Raw genomic sequence first — 16,934 nt, forward strand, 5'->3', positions numbered from 1 at the left:
TGCGCGCCTGATCGACATTGTCTGCATTCCCGAGTGCGGCGCAGGGCCGCCTCGGGCGTTCTATCTTCTTTGGGGCTTACGCAAACAAGAGTGTCACAACGGCCTGCCTTCTGAGGCAGTCGCCCGGCCTGAACCCGTTTTGCGTAAGTCGTGTTTTCGTTTCAGGCTCGGCCAGGCGCTTGCATGCCGGGTTTTTGTTTTTTTCTCAGAGGTCGACATGGCTGCACGCCCCCAGGTCACGGACATTCATTCGCGCGACAACGCTTTCGTCAAGGAGCTGCGCCGTCTGTCCCAGGACAGCACGGCCTACCGCAAGCATGGCCAAGTCTGGCTTGAAGGCGATCATCTTTGCCGTGCAGCCCTGGTGCGGGGCCTGAAACCAAAGGTTGCCGTTTTTGCTCAGTCTTTCTGGCCTCAGGCGCCCGAAGAGTGGGTGCAGGCAGCCGGCAAGGTAGTGGTGCTGGCAGATGTCTTGTTCGACGAGATCAGCGCCCTGGAGTCTCCCGCCCGCATGGGCTATGTGATGGACTGGGATGCGGGTGTGCAGGTGCAGCCGGGCGTTGCGACCGTGGTGCTGGACCGCGTCCAGGATGCCGGCAATGTGGGCAGCATCCTGCGCAGCGCGTCGGCCTTCGGCTTCACCCAGATCGTGGCACTCAAGGGTACGGCCGCGCTGTGGAGTCAGAAGGTGCTGCGCGCCGGAATGGGTGCTCACTTCGGCCTGCATCTGGTCGAGGCGGCATCGGTCGAGGATGTGCAAGCCCTGCAAGTGCCCCTGGTAGTGACCAGCTCCCACCAGGGGACATTGATTCATGAGGCGGACCTGCCCTGGCCCTGTGCCTGGGCCATGGGCCATGAGGGGCAGGGCGTGGGTGATGCGCTGATGGAGATGGCGCAGCGCCGCATCAGCATTGCACAGCCCGGAGGTGAGGAGTCACTCAATGTGGCTGCTGCTGCAGCGATCTGTCTGCACGCGAGCAGCGTAAGCATGCTACGCCGTAGAGGGTAATCCCGGGGCGCTTCAAAGGGGTGAAGCGGACAGAGCCTATAATGGGCGGCTTTCAAGCATTCCTTCATACGCCTAGCGACGCTTCCTCGCCATTCCCTGCAGACACAAATGTCCCAGCGCACACGCCGGGGCTTCGTTGGGCGTAACCGTAATTAAAAAACCGGAGAACCCAGTGCTTTTGTCTCTCAAGGGAAATTTCCCATCCGCCATTCTGGCGCTCGCAGACGGCACGGTCTTTATTGGCAACTCGATTGGTGCGCAAGGCACCACTGTTGGCGAAGTCGTTTTCAACACTTCGCTGACCGGCTACCAGGAAATCCTCACAGACCCCAGCTATTGCCAGCAGATCGTGACGCTCACGTATCCGCACATCGGCAACTATGGTGTCAATCCTGAAGACGTCGAAGCTGACAAGATCCATGCCGCAGGTCTCATCATCAAGAACCTGCCTTTGCTGGCCAGCAACTTCCGAAGCACCCAGACGCTGTCCGAGTACCTGATCGAAGGTAAGACCGTCGCCATCGCCAACATCGACACCCGCAAGCTCACGCGACTGCTGCGTGATCAAGGCGCGCAGAACGGCGCAATCGTGGGTCTGGCCGCTGGTGAAGAAGTCACCCAGGCCAGGATCGACGAGGCCATCGCCGCCGCCAAGGCAGCCCCCAGCATGAAGGGGCTGGATCTGGCCAAGGTCGTGTCCACCGACAAGTCCTACCCATGGACCGAGGCCGAGTGGACGCTGGGCGAAGGCTACGGCAAGCTCGAATCGCCCAGGTTCAAGGTCGTGGCCTATGACTTCGGCGTGAAGAAGAACATTCTGCGCATGCTGGCCGAGCGCGGCTGCGACGTGACCGTCGTGCCCGCCCAGACACCAGCCAAGGATGTGCTGGCCCTGAATCCGGACGGCGTGTTCCTGTCCAACGGCCCTGGCGACCCCGAGCCTTGCGACTACGCGATTGCCGCCGTGCAGGAGATCATGGCCGCCAGGATGCCGGTGTTCGGTATCTGCCTGGGCCATCAGATCATGGCTCTGGCCTCCGGCGCCAAGACCTTCAAGATGCAGAACAGCCATCACGGTGCCAACCACCCCGTCAAGGACCTGGACACCGGCCGCGTCAGCATCACCAGCCAGAACCACGGTTTTGCGGTGGAGCTGGAGTCGCTGCCCGCCAATGCCCGCGCCACGCACATCAGCCTGTTCGACGGCACGTTGCAAGGCCTGGAGCGCACCGATGTGCCTGCCTTCTGCTTCCAGGGTCACCCCGAAGCATCGCCCGGCCCCAACGATATCGGCTATCTGTTTGACCGCTTCACAGCGCTGATGGAGAAACACAACAATGCCTAAGCGCAACGACCTTAAAAGCATTCTGATCATTGGCGCCGGTCCCATCGTGATCGGTCAGGCCTGCGAGTTTGACTACTCCGGCGTGCAGGCCTGCAAGGCCCTGCGCGAAGAGGGTTACAAGGTCATCCTGATCAACAGCAACCCTGCCACGATCATGACCGACCCAGCCACTGCCGACGTCACCTACATCGAACCCATCACCTGGCAGACGGTCGAGAAGATCATCGCCAAGGAGCGTCCCGATGCGATCCTGCCCACCATGGGTGGTCAGACTGCGCTGAACTGCGCACTGGACCTGTGGAAGAACGGCGTGCTGGACAAGTACAAGGTCGAGCTGATCGGCGCCAAGCCCGAAGCCATCGACAAGGCCGAAGACCGTCTGAAGTTCAAGGACGCCATGACCAAGATCGGTCTGGGCTCCGCGCGCTCCGGCATCGCCCACTCCATGGACGAAGCCTGGGCAGTGCAAAAGCAGATGGGCTTTCCCACCGTCATCCGCCCCAGCTTCACGCTGGGCGGCACCGGCGGCGGCATTGCCTACAACCCCGAGGAATTCGAAACCATCTGCAAGCGCGGTCTGGAGGCTTCGCCCACCAACGAGCTGCTGATCGAAGAATCCTTGCTGGGCTGGAAAGAGTACGAGATGGAAGTGGTGCGCGACACCGCCGACAACTGCATCATCGTCTGCTCCATCGAAAACCTGGACCCCATGGGCGTGCACACCGGTGACTCCATCACCGTGGCACCGGCCCAGACACTGACCGACAAGGAATACCAGATCATGCGTAACGCATCTCTGGCCGTTCTGCGCGAAATCGGTGTGGACACTGGCGGCTCCAACGTGCAGTTCTCGGTGAATCCCAAGGACGGTCGCATGATCGTCATCGAGATGAACCCCCGCGTCTCGCGTTCCTCGGCACTGGCTTCCAAGGCCACGGGCTTCCCCATTGCCAAGATCGCGGCCAAGCTGGCCGTGGGTTTCACGCTGGACGAGCTCAAGAACGAAATCACCGGTGGCAAGACCCCCGCTTCGTTCGAGCCCTCGATCGACTACGTGGTCACCAAGATCCCGCGTTTCGCTTTCGAGAAGTTCCCCGCCGCCGACAACCGCCTGACCACGCAGATGAAGTCCGTGGGCGAAGTGATGGCCATCGGCCGTACCTTCCAGGAGTCCTTCCAGAAGGCCTTGCGCGGCCTGGAAGTGGGCGTGGACGGCATGAACGAAAAGACCCAAGATCGCGAAATCCTGGAAAAGGAACTGGGCGAGCCCGGTCCCGATCGCATCTGGTATGTGGGTGACGCTTTCGCTGCCGGCTGGTCGCTGGACGAGGTGCACAACATCACCAAGATCGACAAGTGGTTCCTGGTGCAGATCGAAGAGATCGTCAAGATCGAACTCGAGCTGGACAAGCTCTACGAAGCCAAGGGTGAAGGCGCTCTGGCGGCTCTGGATGCGCAGACCCTGCGCAGCCTCAAGCAAAAGGGCTTCTCGGACCGCCGCCTGGCCAAGCTGCTGCACACCAGCGACAAGGCCGTGCGCGAAGCGCGCAAGGCGCTGAAGGTGCGTCCCGTGTTCAAGCGCGTGGATACCTGCGCTGCCGAGTTCGCTTCCAATACCGCATACATGTACTCCACGTATGACGAAGAGTGCGAAGCCGCTCCCACGGACAAGAAGAAGATCATGGTGCTGGGCGGTGGCCCGAACCGTATCGGCCAGGGTATCGAGTTTGACTATTGCTGCGTGCACGCCGCCATGGCCATGCGCGAAGATGGTTACGAAACCATCATGGTCAACTGCAACCCCGAGACCGTGTCCACCGACTACGACACTTCCGATCGCCTGTACTTCGAGCCCCTGACGCTGGAAGACGTGCTGGAAATCGTGGACGTGGAGCAGCCCGAAGGCGTGATCGTGCAGTACGGCGGCCAGACGCCTCTGAAGCTGGCCCTGGGTCTGGAGCGCGAAGGCGTGAAGATCATCGGCACCACGCCCGACATGATCGATGCCGCCGAGGACCGCGAGCGCTTCCAGAAGCTGCTCAACGAACTGGGTCTGCGCCAGCCTCCCAATGCCACTGCGCGTACCGAAGCCGAAGCCCTGGAAAAGGCTGCCGGCCTGGGTTACCCCCTGGTGGTGCGTCCTTCCTATGTGCTGGGCGGCCGTGCCATGGAAATCGTGCACGAGCAGCGCGACCTCGAGCGCTACATGCGCGAAGCCGTGAAGGTCTCCAACGACTCTCCCGTGCTGCTGGATCACTTCCTGTCCAACGCCATCGAGTGCGATGTGGACTGCGTGCGCGACAAGACCGGCGCCGTGTACATCGGCGGCGTGATGGAGCACATCGAGCAAGCCGGCGTGCACTCCGGTGACTCCGCCTGCTCGCTGCCTCCTTACTACCTGAAGGCCGAAACCGTCGCTGAAATCAAGCGCCAGACCGCAGCCATGGCCGAAGGCCTGCATGTGGTGGGCCTGATGAACGTGCAGTTCGCCATCAAGGAAGCAGACTGCCAGGACGTGATCTACGTGCTGGAAGTGAACCCCCGTGCCTCGCGCACCGTGCCTTTCGTCTCCAAGGCCACTGGCGTGCAACTGGCCAAGGTGGCTGCGCGCTGCATGGCCGGCCAGACTCTGGCCGAGCAGGGCGTCACCAAGGAAGTCACGCCGCCTTACTTCAGCGTCAAGGAAGCCGTGTTCCCGTTCGTGAAATTCCCCGGTGTGGATACCATTCTCGGCCCCGAGATGAAGTCCACCGGTGAAGTCATGGGCGTGGGCAAGACCTTTGGCGAAGCCTTTGTGAAGAGCCAGATGGGCGCCGGCGTGCACCTGCCCGCCGAAGGCAAGGTCTTCCTGTCGGTGAAGAACAACGACAAGACCCGTGCCGTGGCCGTGGCCAAGGAGCTGGTTGCCATGGGCTACAACCTGTGCGCCACACGCGGCACGGCTGCAGCGATTGCTGAAGCTGGCCTGGAAGTGCAAGCGGTCAACAAGGTGACTGAAGGCCGTCCTCACATCGTGGACATGATCAAGAACGGCGAAATCGCCCTGGTCATCAACACCGTGGAAGAGCGTCGCAACGCCATCGCCGACTCGCGCCAGATTCGTACCAGTGCGCTGCTGGCACGCGTGACCACCTTCACCACCATCTTCGGCGCGGAAGCGGCCGTGGAAGGCATGAAGGCCATGCGCGGCAGCCTGGACGTGCACTCGGTGCAAGAGCTGCACGCCATGCTGACCAAGGCCTGAAAAGGCTGACGCCCGAAGCAGCCCGCAAGGGCTGCCGGGTTTTTACCGCACTTGTGCCGCGGCAAACACGGCATAATCTGCGGTAATGTATTTGAACCGCCGCGCGGCAACGTGCGGCGGTTTGCTTTTGGGGCACAGGCCCCTGTTTGACGTTGTCACTCAGGCCTGTGCGAGAGGTGCCGCGCTGGGCGCGGCGTTTGCTGAATTTGGAGACTCGATCATGGCCACCATCCCAATCACCAAGCGCGGAGCAGAAAAGCTCAAGGTGGAACTGCAACGCCTGAAGACGGTGGATCGTCCTGCGGTCATTCAAGCCATTGCAGAGGCCCGTGCCCAGGGTGACCTGAGCGAAAACGCCGAATACGAATCCGCGAAGGAGCAGCAGGGCTTCATCGAGGGTCGCATCATCGAGGTCGAAGGCAAGCTGTCTGCCGCGCAGGTGATCGATCCTACCGAGCTGGATGCTGGCGGCCGTGTGGTGTTCGGTGCGACCGTGGACCTGGAAGATGAAGACAGCGGCTCGGCCGTGACCTACCAGATCGTGGGCGAGGACGAGGCTGATCTCAAGCACGGCCTGATCAACGTGTCCAGCCCGATTGCCCGCGCCTTGATCGGCAAGGAAGAGGGCGATACCGCCGTGGTGCAGGCACCGGGCGGCGAGCGTCGCTACGAGATCGTAGGCGTAAAGTACATCTAATCACCCCTGAGGCGCTGCGCGCCTTCCCCTCTCTCTTCGGGAGGGGACGACATCCTCGCTGCGGGGCGGCCCTTGCTTGATGTCCTTTGCTTGGGCTGTGCCGGTTTACAGACTGGTCACTATGTTTGAACGCCTGCCTTTCTTTTGCGCTGCTCTTTGGTGGGGCAGTTTGTCGGCCATCGGCTTTGTGGCCGTACCCATGCTGTTTGCCCATCTGCCCACACCGGCTCTGGCGGGCTTTATGGCAGCCAAGCTGTTTGCGGCGCAGACTTGGATTTCCATAGCATGTTGCGCTCTGCTGCTGGTGTTTTCAAAGCGAAAACATGCTGAAAAGCTTGAGCAATGGGCGCAGGCAGCTATCGGTTTTGTGATCACCGGCATGTTGCTGGCCCTGCTGGTTCAGTATGGCGTGTCGCCCAAGATTGTGGCGCGCGAGAACCTCAGACTCTGGCACAGCGTGGGCACCGGCATGTATGCGCTGCAGTGGCTGTGCGCCGCCGTCGTGCTGTGGCGTGTGGCGGGTGCTCGCAAGCGGGCTTGATCCAGTGCAAGCCCGCCCCAGCTGCCGGGAGTACACTGCCGAAGCCATGGAATCTCAAATCGTAAAAATCGACGCGACCGACTGGAGCAATGTCCAGGGGCGCGATGAATGGACTGCTGCCGTCGAAGCCGGCAAGGTGCTGTACTTTCCCCAGCTGAGCTTTGAGCTCTCCGAGCAGGAAAAAACGCTGCTGCGCCCCGATGTGCGCGATCCCAAGACGCGCAATATCAGCCTCAATGTGGATGGCTCGATCAAGGGCGTTGCAGGCGACGAGTCCACGCAGGCCCAGGTGGCGGGCATGGTCGGACGCTTTCGCGAGCAGGCCACGGCGCTGATCGCGGGCCTGTTTCCTGCCTACATGCCGGTGGTACGCATGGCACCCACCAGCTACCGCCCCTCGCAGGTGGAAACGCGGGCGCAGTCCTGGCGTGCGGACGACAAGCGTATGCATGTGGATGCCTTTCCTTCGCGGCCCAACTATGGCGAGCGCATTCTGCGCGTCTTCACCAATGTCAACCCGGATGGCCAGCCCCGGGTCTGGCGGGTGGGCGAGCCGTTCACCGATGTGGCCAAGCGTTTCGTGCCGCGTGCCAAGCCCTACAGCGCCTGGCAGGCCAAGGCGCTGGAGCTGCTGCATGTGACCAAGTCCTATCGCAGCGAATACGACCATCTGATGCTGCAGCTGCATGACGGCATGAAGGGCGATCCTGACTATCAGAAAAATGCACCCCAGGAAACCGTGCCTTTCGCGGCAGGCTCCACCTGGGTGTGCTTCTCCGATCAGGCAGTGCATGCCGTCATGTCGGGGCAGTACATGCTGGAGCAGACCTTGTTTCTGCCGTCAGGCAGTGAATACAACCCCGCGGCCAGCCCGCTGTCCATTCTCTCGCGCATGAAGGGGCATCCGCTGGTCGATGCCAAATATCGCTGATCCATCGGTCAGGCGAGCACAAAAAAGGCGTTGAACCTCGCGGTCAACGCCTTTTGTTTTTGAGGCTGCAACTGCAGCCGTCTCTCAGCCCCAGGCCTTCTCGATCCACCTGGCGGGCTCGATATGGCGAAAGCGCTTGTTGCGGCGCCCTTCCAGGGCATCGGGCGGGTTCACTTCGCCGTGGAAGATCACGATGCGCGCATCGGCCGGCGGCAGCGGCTCCTTCCAGTAGTTGCTGGGCCAGGTCGGAATGCAGTAGTACTTGAAGCTGGGGCACCAGGCGGCAGGCCAGTAGTCCAGCTTGCCCTGCTTGTGCAGAAAGTGCGACAGGTACTCCTGCTCGTTGCGGTACTTGGCACGCATCTCTTCGGTGTGCGCACGGAAATGCTCCAGCACATCGGCATGGGCACCCAGCTCGAAGCGGTAGACCGAGGAGTTGCCGACAATGCGTTCGCCAAAGCGCCAGAAACGCGGATAGTCGTGAATGATGCGGAACTCGCCGGGCAGCGTGAAGAACTCGTCGAGGCTGCCCACAATCACCACATCCAGGTCCAGGAACAGCGCCTGACCCTTGAGTCCGTGCAGGTCGCGCTCGAAGGTGGTGAGCTTCTTCCAGGCGCCGTCACGCTGGCCGGGAGCCAGATGAATGTTCAGGTCGGGAATGGGAAAGCACTCCACTTCGGAGCGAATCCCCTCTGTGCTGTCGGTCAGGCAGACAAAGCGAAAATCTCCGCTGAGATGGCGGCGCACCATGGCGTAGAGTCGGTTGACGTACTCTGGGCCGTATTTGGTGCCCCATTTCATGCAAAGAATGTGGCGTTGCTGCTGTGTGGTCTGAGCCATGGCTTGGTGGTCTAGGCGAAGAAAAAAGGCGGGTGGGCGGGCAGACAGGGCGGATCCGTAGATCAGTCCTGGCGGCCTTTCTTGACCGACTTCTGCTTGGGCTTGGCGCGCTTGATGGTGCCGCCGGCGGTCAGGCGCTGGTTGCCGAGCACGCGCAGCTGCTTGACTTCGGGCTTCTGGCCGGCGCGGCCGAACTTGAGCACCTTGACGTCGCGAGGACCGGGCATGCGGTCTTCGTCAAAGGCCTTTTCCTTTTCGGGAATCGGGCGCCACAGCACCAGCAGCTTGCCGATGTGCTGGATGGGGGCGGCGTTCAGCTCGTCGCAAAGTTGTTGATAGATCTGCTCGCGGGCTGCACGGTCGTCGCCGAAAACGCGGACCTTGATCAGACCATGGGCATTGAGTGCGGCGTCCACTTCCTTTTGAACGGCAGTGGTCAGACCATCGCCACCGATGAGGACGACGGGGTCCAGATGGTGGGCTTCGGCGCGGTGTTCCCGGCGCTGCGCGGGAGTTAATTCAATTTGGGGCATACCCGTATTATCAAGGCTGCGAGAATTCAGGCATGAAAACGAAAACCAAAAGCAAGAAGGTCAATAAGAATTGGCTGCACGATCACATCAATGACCCGTATGTGAAAGCCGCCCAAAAGGATGGCTATCGTGCCCGCGCGGCCTACAAGCTCAAGGAAATTGACGAGTCGCTCAAGCTGATTCAGCCCGGCCACACCGTGGTGGACCTGGGTTGTGCGCCCGGTGCCTGGAGTCAGTATGTGCGCCGTCGTCTCTCTCCCAGCGGTGCTGCTGTGGGTGAGCTCAACGGCCGCATCATCTCGCTGGATCTGCTGCCCATGGAACCCATCGAGGGCGTGCATTACATCCAGGGCGACTTTCGTGAAGAGGCGGTGCTGGCGCAGCTGGAAGAAGCCATGGGCGGCGGCAAGGCCGATGTGGTGGTCTCTGATATGGCCCCCAATCTGTCGGGCCATGGCGCCACTGACGGCGCGCGGGTTGCGGTGCTGATCGAGATGGCCGTCGATTTTGCGATCAATAACATGAAGCCCGAGGGCGCGCTGGTGGTCAAGTTGTTCCACGGCAGCGGCTATAACGAGCTGGTGGATCTGTTCAAGCAGACCTTCAAGGTGGTCAAGCCCATCAAGCCCAAGGCCTCGCGCGACCGGTCTTCCGAGATTTTCCTGGTGGGGATGGGGCTGAAGCAGGGCTCCTGACTCAGTTGCCGGCTTGCATAGGGGCATTTGATCTCATGCCTTGCTGCAGCAAACCAGTGAAACTGATAGCGCAAAGCCCTGATAAAACACAGGCTTAGAGCCGTTTGCCTGTCGGACCATAGCTTGCCTATGGCCGCTATAGGGGGAAATAGGCGTCCTGGTCGCTTGAAACACCTAAAATGAACCTCAACTAGGTCTGGAGTCCCCTCCGGGCCTTTACGTCTGAATATTCCATTGGAGCCCCGCTTGAACAATCAGTGGTTTTCAAAAGTCGCCGTCTGGCTGGTCATCGCCATGGTGCTGTTTACGGTGTTCAAACAGTTTGACACCCGAGGTGCTGGCGGTGCCTCTCATGTTGGCTACTCGGAATTCCTGGAGCAGGTGCGCAACAACCGTATCAAGAGCGCCACCATTCAGGAAGGTGCCGGCGGTACCGAGGTCGTAGCCACCACCACCGATGATCGCAAGATCCGCACTACAGCCACCTACCTGGATCGTGGTCTGGTGGGCGACCTGATCAACAACAACGTCAAGTTCGACGTCAAGCCACGTGAAGAAGGCTCGCTGCTCATGACGCTGCTCGTGAGCTGGGGCCCCATGCTGCTGCTGATCGGCGTATGGGTGTACTTCATGCGTCAGATGCAGGGCGGCGGCAAGGGCGGCGCCTTCAGCTTCGGCAAGTCCAAGGCGCGCATGCTCGACGAGAACAGCAACACCGTCACCTTTGCCGACGTGGCTGGTGCCGATGAAGCCAAGGAAGAGGTCAAGGAAGTCGTGGACTTCCTCAAGGACCCCAACAAGTTCCAGAAGCTCGGCGGCCGTATTCCCCGTGGTCTGCTGCTGGTCGGCCCTCCCGGCACCGGCAAGACGCTGCTGGCCAAGTCCATCGCGGGCGAAGCCAAGGTGCCTTTCTTCTCGATCTCGGGTTCCGACTTCGTTGAAATGTTCGTCGGCGTGGGCGCGGCCCGTGTGCGCGACATGTTCGAGAACGCCAAGAAGAATGCACCCTGCATCATCTTCATCGACGAAATCGACGCGGTCGGTCGCCAGCGCGGCGCCGGCATGGGCGGCGGCAACGACGAGCGCGAGCAGACACTGAACCAGATGCTGGTCGAGATGGACGGTTTCGAGACCAACCTCGGCGTGATCGTGGTGGCGGCAACCAACCGTCCCGACATTCTCGACGCAGCGTTGCTGCGCCCCGGCCGCTTCGACCGTCAGGTCTATGTGACGCTGCCCGATATCCGTGGCCGCGAGCAGATCCTGAACGTGCACATGCGCAAGATTCCCGTGGGCCAGGACGTGAACCCCGCCATCATCGCGCGCGGCACGCCCGGCATGTCGGGTGCCGATCTGGCCAATCTCTGCAACGAAGCGGCTCTGATGGCGGCACGCCGCAATGCTCGCACCGTGGAGATGCAGGACTTCGAGAAGGCCAAGGACAAGATCATCATGGGCCCCGAGCGCAAGTCCATGGTCATGCCTGAGGAAGAGCGCCGCAATACGGCCTACCATGAGGCGGGCCACGCCCTTATCGGCAAGCTGCTGCCCAAGTGCGATCCCGTGCACAAGGTCACCATCATCCCGCGCGGTCGTGCGCTGGGCGTGACCATGAGCCTGCCCGAGAAGGACCGCTACTCCTACGACAAGGAGTACATGCTCAACCAGATCGCCATGCTGTTTGGCGGACGCATCGCCGAAGAAGTGTTCATGAACCAGATGACGACTGGTGCATCGAACGACTTCGAGCGTGCGACCCAGATCGCCCGTGACATGGTGACGCGCTACGGCATGAGCGATGCGCTGGGCACCATGGTCTACTCCGAGCAGGAAGGCGAGCCTTTCCTGGGCCGTACCTTCAGCCGAGGCTCCAATCTGTCCGAATCCACCATGCAGAAGGTGGACGACGAAGTGCGTCGCATCATCGACGAGCAATATGCGCTGGCGCGCAAGCTGATCGAAGACAACAGCGACAAGATGCACGCCATGGCCAAGGCCATGCTGGACTGGGAGACGATCGACTCCGAGCAGCTCAACGACATCATGGCCGGCAAGGAGCCTCGTCCTCCCAAGGACTGGACGCCTCGCAACCCACCTTCATCGGATGGTGGCAATTCCTCGGGAGGCAATCCCGCATCGAATGCCGAGCCCTCGCCGACTACGGCTTGAGCGCCAAGCCTCATACACAAAAGGTCCCTCAGGGGCCTTTTGTTTTTGCACTCTCAGATATCGGAAGATTTATGTCGCAACAGTGGCAAACCTCGCGTTTTCTCTTGCAGCTCGACAAGCCTCAGGTCATGGGCATTGTGAATGTGACCCCGGATTCCTTTTCGGACGGAGGCAGGCATGCCGGTGTATCCCAGGCCATGGCCCATGCGGAGCTGCTGCTGGAGCAGGGGGCGCATATTCTGGATATAGGTGGCGAGTCCACCAGGCCGGGCTCACCCGCTGTGAGCCTTGAAGACGAGCTGGCTCGCGTTCTGCCCGTGCTGCGCGAGGCCGTCAAGCTCAACGTGCCCATCTCCATCGATACCTACAAGCCCGAAGTCATGGCCGCGTCTCTGGATCTGGGGGCCGACATCATCAACGACATCTGGGCGCTGCGCCAGCCCGGTGCCTTCGAGGTGGTGAGCAGGCACGCCAGCTGTGGGGTGTGCCTGATGCATATGCACAAGACCCCGCAAGACATGCACCTGGAGCATATGCAGGGCAATGCCGTGGCCCAGGTTCGGGACTTTCTGCTGCAGGTGACGCAGCCTTTGCTCGATGCGGGCGTTGCTCGCACCCGCATTGCCTGGGATTACGGTATTGGTTTCGGCAAGAGCGTGGTACAAAATTTTGCCTTGCTTGCACATCAGGGTGAGCTGCTGGGCCTAGACTTCCCCCTGCTGGCGGGCTGGTCGCGCAAGGGCTCCCTGGGGCAGGTGACCGGCCTGCCTGTGGATCAGCGCATGGTGCCCAGCGTCGCGGCGGCATTGCTGGCGGTCGAGCGTGGGGCCAAAATTGTGCGTGTCCACGATGTGAAGGATACGGTGGCTGCGCTGGCAGTCTGGCAGGCCATGCAAGATGCGCAAGCGCCGCAGGCCTGATGACAGGGTATTGAATCTAAAAAGGACAACGAGAATATGGCACGACAGTATTTCGGCACCGACGGGATTCGCGGCACGGTGGGCAAGTCGCCCATCACGCCTGACTTTGCCCTGCGTCTGGCGCATGCCGTGGGTCGCGTGTTGCGCCGCACGCAAGAGCGCCCTCTGGTGCTGATCGGCAAGGACACCCGCATCTCCGGCTACATGCTGGAGAGCGCGCTCGAGTCGGGCTTCAACTCTGCCGGTGTCGATGTCATGCTGCTTGGCCCTTTGCCGACACCGGGCGTGGCCTATCTGACGCGCGCCCAGCGTGCCAGCCTGGGGGTGGTGATCAGTGCCAGCCACAACCCGTTCTACGACAACGGCATCAAGTTCTTCAGTGCCGAGGGCACCAAGCTGCCTGATTCCTGGGAAGAGGATGTGGAAGCCGCTCTCAAGGAAGACCCCGTCTGGGTGGATTCGGCCTCTTTGGGCAAGGCGCGACGCCTGGCCGATGCCGCCGGCCGTTATATCGAGTTCTGCAAGAGCACTTTCGATCACAGCCTGTCGTTGCGCGGCCTGAAGGTCGTCGTGGATGCGGCCCATGGCGCGGCCTATCAGATTGCTCCCAAGGTCTTTCACGAGCTGGGCGCCAGCGTGGTGGAAATCGGCTGCTCTCCGGACGGCCTGAACATCAACGAGGGAGTTGGCGCGACCCATCCCGAAGCGCTGGTGAGGGCCGTGCGAGCCAACAATGCCGACTATGGCGTGGCGCTGGACGGCGATGCCGACCGCCTGCAGCTGGTCGATGCGCAAGGCCGTCTCTACAACGGCGACGAGCTGCTCTATCTCATGGCGGCCGATCGTCTGGCGCGCGGCCACGTAGTCAGCGGTGTGGCGGGAACCCTGATGACCAATATGGCGGTGGAGCAGGCGCTCAAGGAGCAGGGCGTGGGTTTTGTCCGTGCCAAGGTGGGAGACCGCTATGTGCTGGAAGCGCTCAATGCCAAGGGCTGGCAGCTGGGCGGCGAAAGCTCGGGCCACCTGCTGGCGCTGGACAAGCATACGACCGGTGACGGCCTGGTCAGCGCACTGCAGGTGCTGCAGGCCTGTGTGCGCTCGAAAAAGACCATTGCCCAGTGGCTGGAGTCCGTGAAGCTGTTCCCCCAGGTCATGATCAATGTTCGCTTGAAGCCTGGTCAGGACTGGAAAAATAACGCCAAGCTGCCCGGCGAGCAGGCGGCTGTCGAGAAACTGCTGGGCAGCGACGGCCGCGTGCTGATCCGTCCCAGCGGCACCGAGCCTCTGGTGCGCGTCATGGTCGAGGCCAGGAGTGCGGATATGGCCAGCAACTGTGCCGAGCGTCTGGCCGAGGTGGTCAGGGCCAGCTGAAGTTGTGCAAACCCTGATGACTGTCATGAACAACAATGACAGTCATCTTTTGGTCATCTAATTGTCATAAACCATGGGCAGACTGCGGACATGCCCTCATGGGCGCTTCAAGCTTTCGCAGGCTGCTGCCACATGTCCCAATCCGTATCTGGTCCCGACTCTTTTTTCCCCACTTCCATCACTTCATCTTCAGGGCAGGATCCGGCTGCAGTTTCCCCAGTGACCTCGCAGACCGGCAGTCAGGCGCATGAGGCGGGACCTGCATCTCTGGGTCTGGCGCATATCTCGCTTGTGCCTCCCGCCACGACGGCGGTCGTCAACTGCGCGAGCGAGCCGGCTGCAGTTGCGCAAGCCGGAGCTGCCGGGCACCATGGTGTGCCCGGTGCCGTTTCTGACGCTGCGACATCGGTTTCTTCCGCCCCTGCCAAAGCGCCGCGCCGACGCCGAGCGGCGTCCAAGAACGAGGTAGCCATGCCGCCTGTGATCGAGCCGACTCTGGAGCTGCTGGACCGCGATCAAAGCATTCTGGTCTTCAATGAGCGCGTGCTGAACTGGGCCGAGCGCGAGGATGTGCCGCTGCTCGAGCGCTTGCGCTATCTGTGCATCGTGTCTTCCAATCTCGACGAGTGGTTCGAAGTGCGCTGCGCCCCTCATGTCTCGGCCGCCAAGGTGGGCGATGAACAGGGCCCGTACTCGCGCGCCAGCTTCGAGCGACTGATGACCACAGCCCACGGCCTGGTGGCCAAGCAGTACCAGCTCTATAACCAGTCCATCATTCCCGCGTTCGACAAGCATGCGATTCGCCTGGTCTCTCACGGCGAGCGCAGCGTGGCGCAGCGCAAATGGGTGCGCGAGTACTTTATGCGCGAGGTCCAACCCCTGCTGATGCCGGTGGGGCTGGATCCGTCGCATCCCTTTCCGCAGGTCGCCAACAAGGCCCTGAATTTCATCGTGCGCCTCAATGGCGTGGATGCCTTCGGGAGGGCCAATGAGGTGGCCATCGTCAAGGTGCCGCGTGCCTTGCCGCGCCTGATCCGCCTGCCCGAGAAGATCTCGGGCAAGCAAAAGCTGTTTGTCAGCATCTCCAGCGTGGTGCGTGCCCATCTGGCCGAGCTGTTCCCGGGGCGCGAAGTGTCGGAGTTCTCGCAGTTCCGTGTCACCCGTCACTCCGATCTGGCCGTGGACGAGGACGATGTGGTGGACCTGCGCATGGCCCTGCGCCAGGGCCTGCACCACCGCCATTACGGCCAGGCGGTGCGTCTGGAAGTGTCTTCCTCATGCTCCGTGGTGCTCTCTGACCTGTTGCTCGAGCAATACGGCTTGCCGGCCGAGGCGCTGTTCCGCGTCAAGGGGCCGGTGAATCTGGTGCGCCAGATGCAGCTGATCGATCTGGTCGACGACCCGGCCCTGCTGTTTCCCAAGTGGAAGCCGGCCTGGCCCACGCAGCTCGTGCCCGGCCGCTCCATCCTGGCGCAGATGCGCAAGAGCGACATCATCATCCACCAGCCCTTCGAGAGTTTCGATGGCGTGCTGGAGCTGCTGCGCGAGGCCGTGAACGATCCGCAGGTGCTGGCCATCAAGCAGACCATCTACCGCACGGGCACCGACTCCGAGATCATGAGCCTGCTGGCCGAGGCTGTGAGCCGCGGCAAGGAGGTGCTGGCCGTGCTGGAGCTCAAGGCGCGCTTTGACGAAGAGGCCAATATCAACTGGGCGGAAAAGCTGGAATCGCTGGGCGTGCAGGTGGTGTATGGCGTGGTCGGTCTCAAGACCCATGCCAAGATGCTGCTCATCACGCGCCGTGAAAAGCGCAACAACCAGCTCAAGCGCTATGCCCATCTGTCCACGGGCAACTACAACGCCCGCAGCGCGCGTCTGTACACCGACATCAGCCAGCTGACCTGCGATGACGAGATCACGGCCGATATGGATGCGGTGTTCCGCCACCTCTCCAGCCATAACACCATGCCCAAGCTGCAAAAGCTGGTCATGGCGCCGTTCCATCTGCAAAACCGCATGCTGGAGCTGATCGACCTGGTGGCCGCCGCAGCGGCGCGGGGCGAGAAGGCACGCATGGTGCTCAAGATGAATGCGCTGACCGACGAGCCCCTGATTCGCGCCCTGGTCGAGGCAGGCCGCAAGGGTGCGCAGATCGACCTCATCGTGCGCGGCTCCTGCATGCTGCCGGCACAGCGCCCGGGCGTGACGGACAATATCCGCGTGCGCTCCATCATCGGCCGTTTTCTGGAGCATTCGCGCGTCTTCTACTTTGCCTGGGGCCAGGAAGAAGAGCTGCTGCTGTCCAGTGCTGACTGGATGAATCGCAATATGCTCAGCCGTGTGGAGCTGGCCTGGCCGGTGCTTGACAAGAAGCTGCGCCAGCGCGTGATCGACGAGTGCCTGGTGGCCTATCTGGGCGACGACCGCGATGCCTGGACGCTGGACGCCTCGGGCATTTACCAAAAGCCCGCGCGTCCGCTGGAGGGCAAGGGCGCCCAGCAGGCCCTGATGGTGCGCTACGGCGGAAAGAGCGTTTGAATACTCTGAAAAGAGGAGCATCTTGCGCATGATATGCAATGTTTTCAGATATCTTTAGTATTGAAATCATTGTTTGGCAGGCGCTTGCAGCTATCTTT

13 protein-coding genes are annotated in these 16,934 nt (G+C 61.6%); 11 read left to right on the forward strand and 2 right to left on the reverse strand.

Features of this window, described 5'->3' with window-relative positions; all coding sequences use genetic code 11:
- Positions 1-217 precede the first annotated feature (217 nt).
- The 6 genes from DFO48_RS20050 (at position 218) to DFO48_RS20075 (ending at position 7,767) form a co-directional block, all read left to right on the forward strand.
- The gene (locus DFO48_RS20050) at positions 218-1,009 is read left to right on the forward strand and encodes an RNA methyltransferase (protein WP_114864554.1); all 792 of its coding nucleotides are present in this window, start codon (positions 218-220) and stop codon (positions 1,007-1,009) included.
- A gap of 172 nt (positions 1,010-1,181) precedes the next feature.
- Positions 1,182-2,354 (forward strand): glutamine-hydrolyzing carbamoyl-phosphate synthase small subunit, encoded by a 1,173-nt coding sequence (gene carA, locus DFO48_RS20055; protein WP_114864555.1) that lies wholly within the window; start codon positions 1,182-1,184, stop codon positions 2,352-2,354.
- Complete coding sequence (carB, locus tag DFO48_RS20060; protein WP_114864556.1) at positions 2,347-5,598, forward strand: carbamoyl-phosphate synthase large subunit; 3,252 nt, start codon at positions 2,347-2,349, stop codon at positions 5,596-5,598. Before carA ends, carB begins: the two co-directional genes overlap by 8 nt.
- A 220-nt stretch (positions 5,599-5,818) precedes the next feature.
- Complete coding sequence (gene greA, locus DFO48_RS20065) at positions 5,819-6,295, forward strand: transcription elongation factor GreA (RefSeq protein WP_003053437.1); 477 nt, start codon at positions 5,819-5,821, stop codon at positions 6,293-6,295.
- Positions 6,296-6,416: 121 nt separating this feature from the next.
- Entirely contained in the window at positions 6,417-6,836 is a 420-nt protein-coding gene (locus DFO48_RS20070) for a DUF4149 domain-containing protein (protein WP_114864557.1), read from the forward strand.
- 46 nt (positions 6,837-6,882) lie between these two features.
- The gene (locus DFO48_RS20075) at positions 6,883-7,767 is read left to right on the forward strand and encodes a Kdo hydroxylase family protein (RefSeq protein WP_114864558.1); all 885 of its coding nucleotides are present in this window, start codon (positions 6,883-6,885) and stop codon (positions 7,765-7,767) included.
- 84 nt (positions 7,768-7,851) lie between these two features.
- On the opposite strand, the gene DFO48_RS20080 is transcribed toward DFO48_RS20075, so the two are convergent.
- Positions 7,852-8,610, reverse strand: coding sequence for a glycosyltransferase (locus DFO48_RS20080; RefSeq protein WP_199407034.1), 759 nt, complete (start codon positions 8,608-8,610; stop codon positions 7,852-7,854).
- A 62-nt stretch (positions 8,611-8,672) separates the two neighbouring features.
- Positions 8,673-9,143: a YhbY family RNA-binding protein gene (locus DFO48_RS20085; RefSeq protein ID WP_003067342.1), complete on the reverse strand. Its 471-nt coding sequence runs from the start codon at positions 9,141-9,143 to the stop codon at positions 8,673-8,675.
- 32 nt (positions 9,144-9,175) lie between these two features.
- Between DFO48_RS20085 and DFO48_RS20090 the strand changes: the two genes are divergently transcribed.
- From DFO48_RS20090 to ppk1, 5 genes are all read left to right on the forward strand, one after another.
- Positions 9,176-9,838: an RlmE family RNA methyltransferase gene (locus tag DFO48_RS20090; protein WP_003080273.1), complete on the forward strand. Its 663-nt coding sequence runs from the start codon at positions 9,176-9,178 to the stop codon at positions 9,836-9,838.
- A gap of 246 nt (positions 9,839-10,084) precedes the next feature.
- Entirely contained in the window at positions 10,085-12,007 is a 1,923-nt protein-coding gene (gene ftsH, locus DFO48_RS20095; RefSeq protein WP_003053443.1) for an ATP-dependent zinc metalloprotease FtsH, read from the forward strand.
- 71 nt (positions 12,008-12,078) lie between these two features.
- Positions 12,079-12,927: a dihydropteroate synthase gene (folP, locus tag DFO48_RS20100; protein WP_114864559.1), complete on the forward strand. Its 849-nt coding sequence runs from the start codon at positions 12,079-12,081 to the stop codon at positions 12,925-12,927.
- 36 nt (positions 12,928-12,963) lie between these two features.
- The gene (glmM, locus tag DFO48_RS20105) at positions 12,964-14,298 is read left to right on the forward strand and encodes a phosphoglucosamine mutase (RefSeq protein WP_114864560.1); all 1,335 of its coding nucleotides are present in this window, start codon (positions 12,964-12,966) and stop codon (positions 14,296-14,298) included.
- A gap of 471 nt (positions 14,299-14,769) precedes the next feature.
- The gene (gene ppk1 / locus DFO48_RS20110; RefSeq protein ID WP_003080264.1) at positions 14,770-16,836 is read left to right on the forward strand and encodes a polyphosphate kinase 1; all 2,067 of its coding nucleotides are present in this window, start codon (positions 14,770-14,772) and stop codon (positions 16,834-16,836) included.
- The last annotated feature ends 98 nt before the right edge of the window (positions 16,837-16,934 follow it).

This window comes from Comamonas sp. AG1104 (genome assembly GCF_003350425.1).
GTDB classification, from domain to species: domain Bacteria; phylum Pseudomonadota; class Gammaproteobacteria; order Burkholderiales; family Burkholderiaceae_C; genus Comamonas; species Comamonas testosteroni.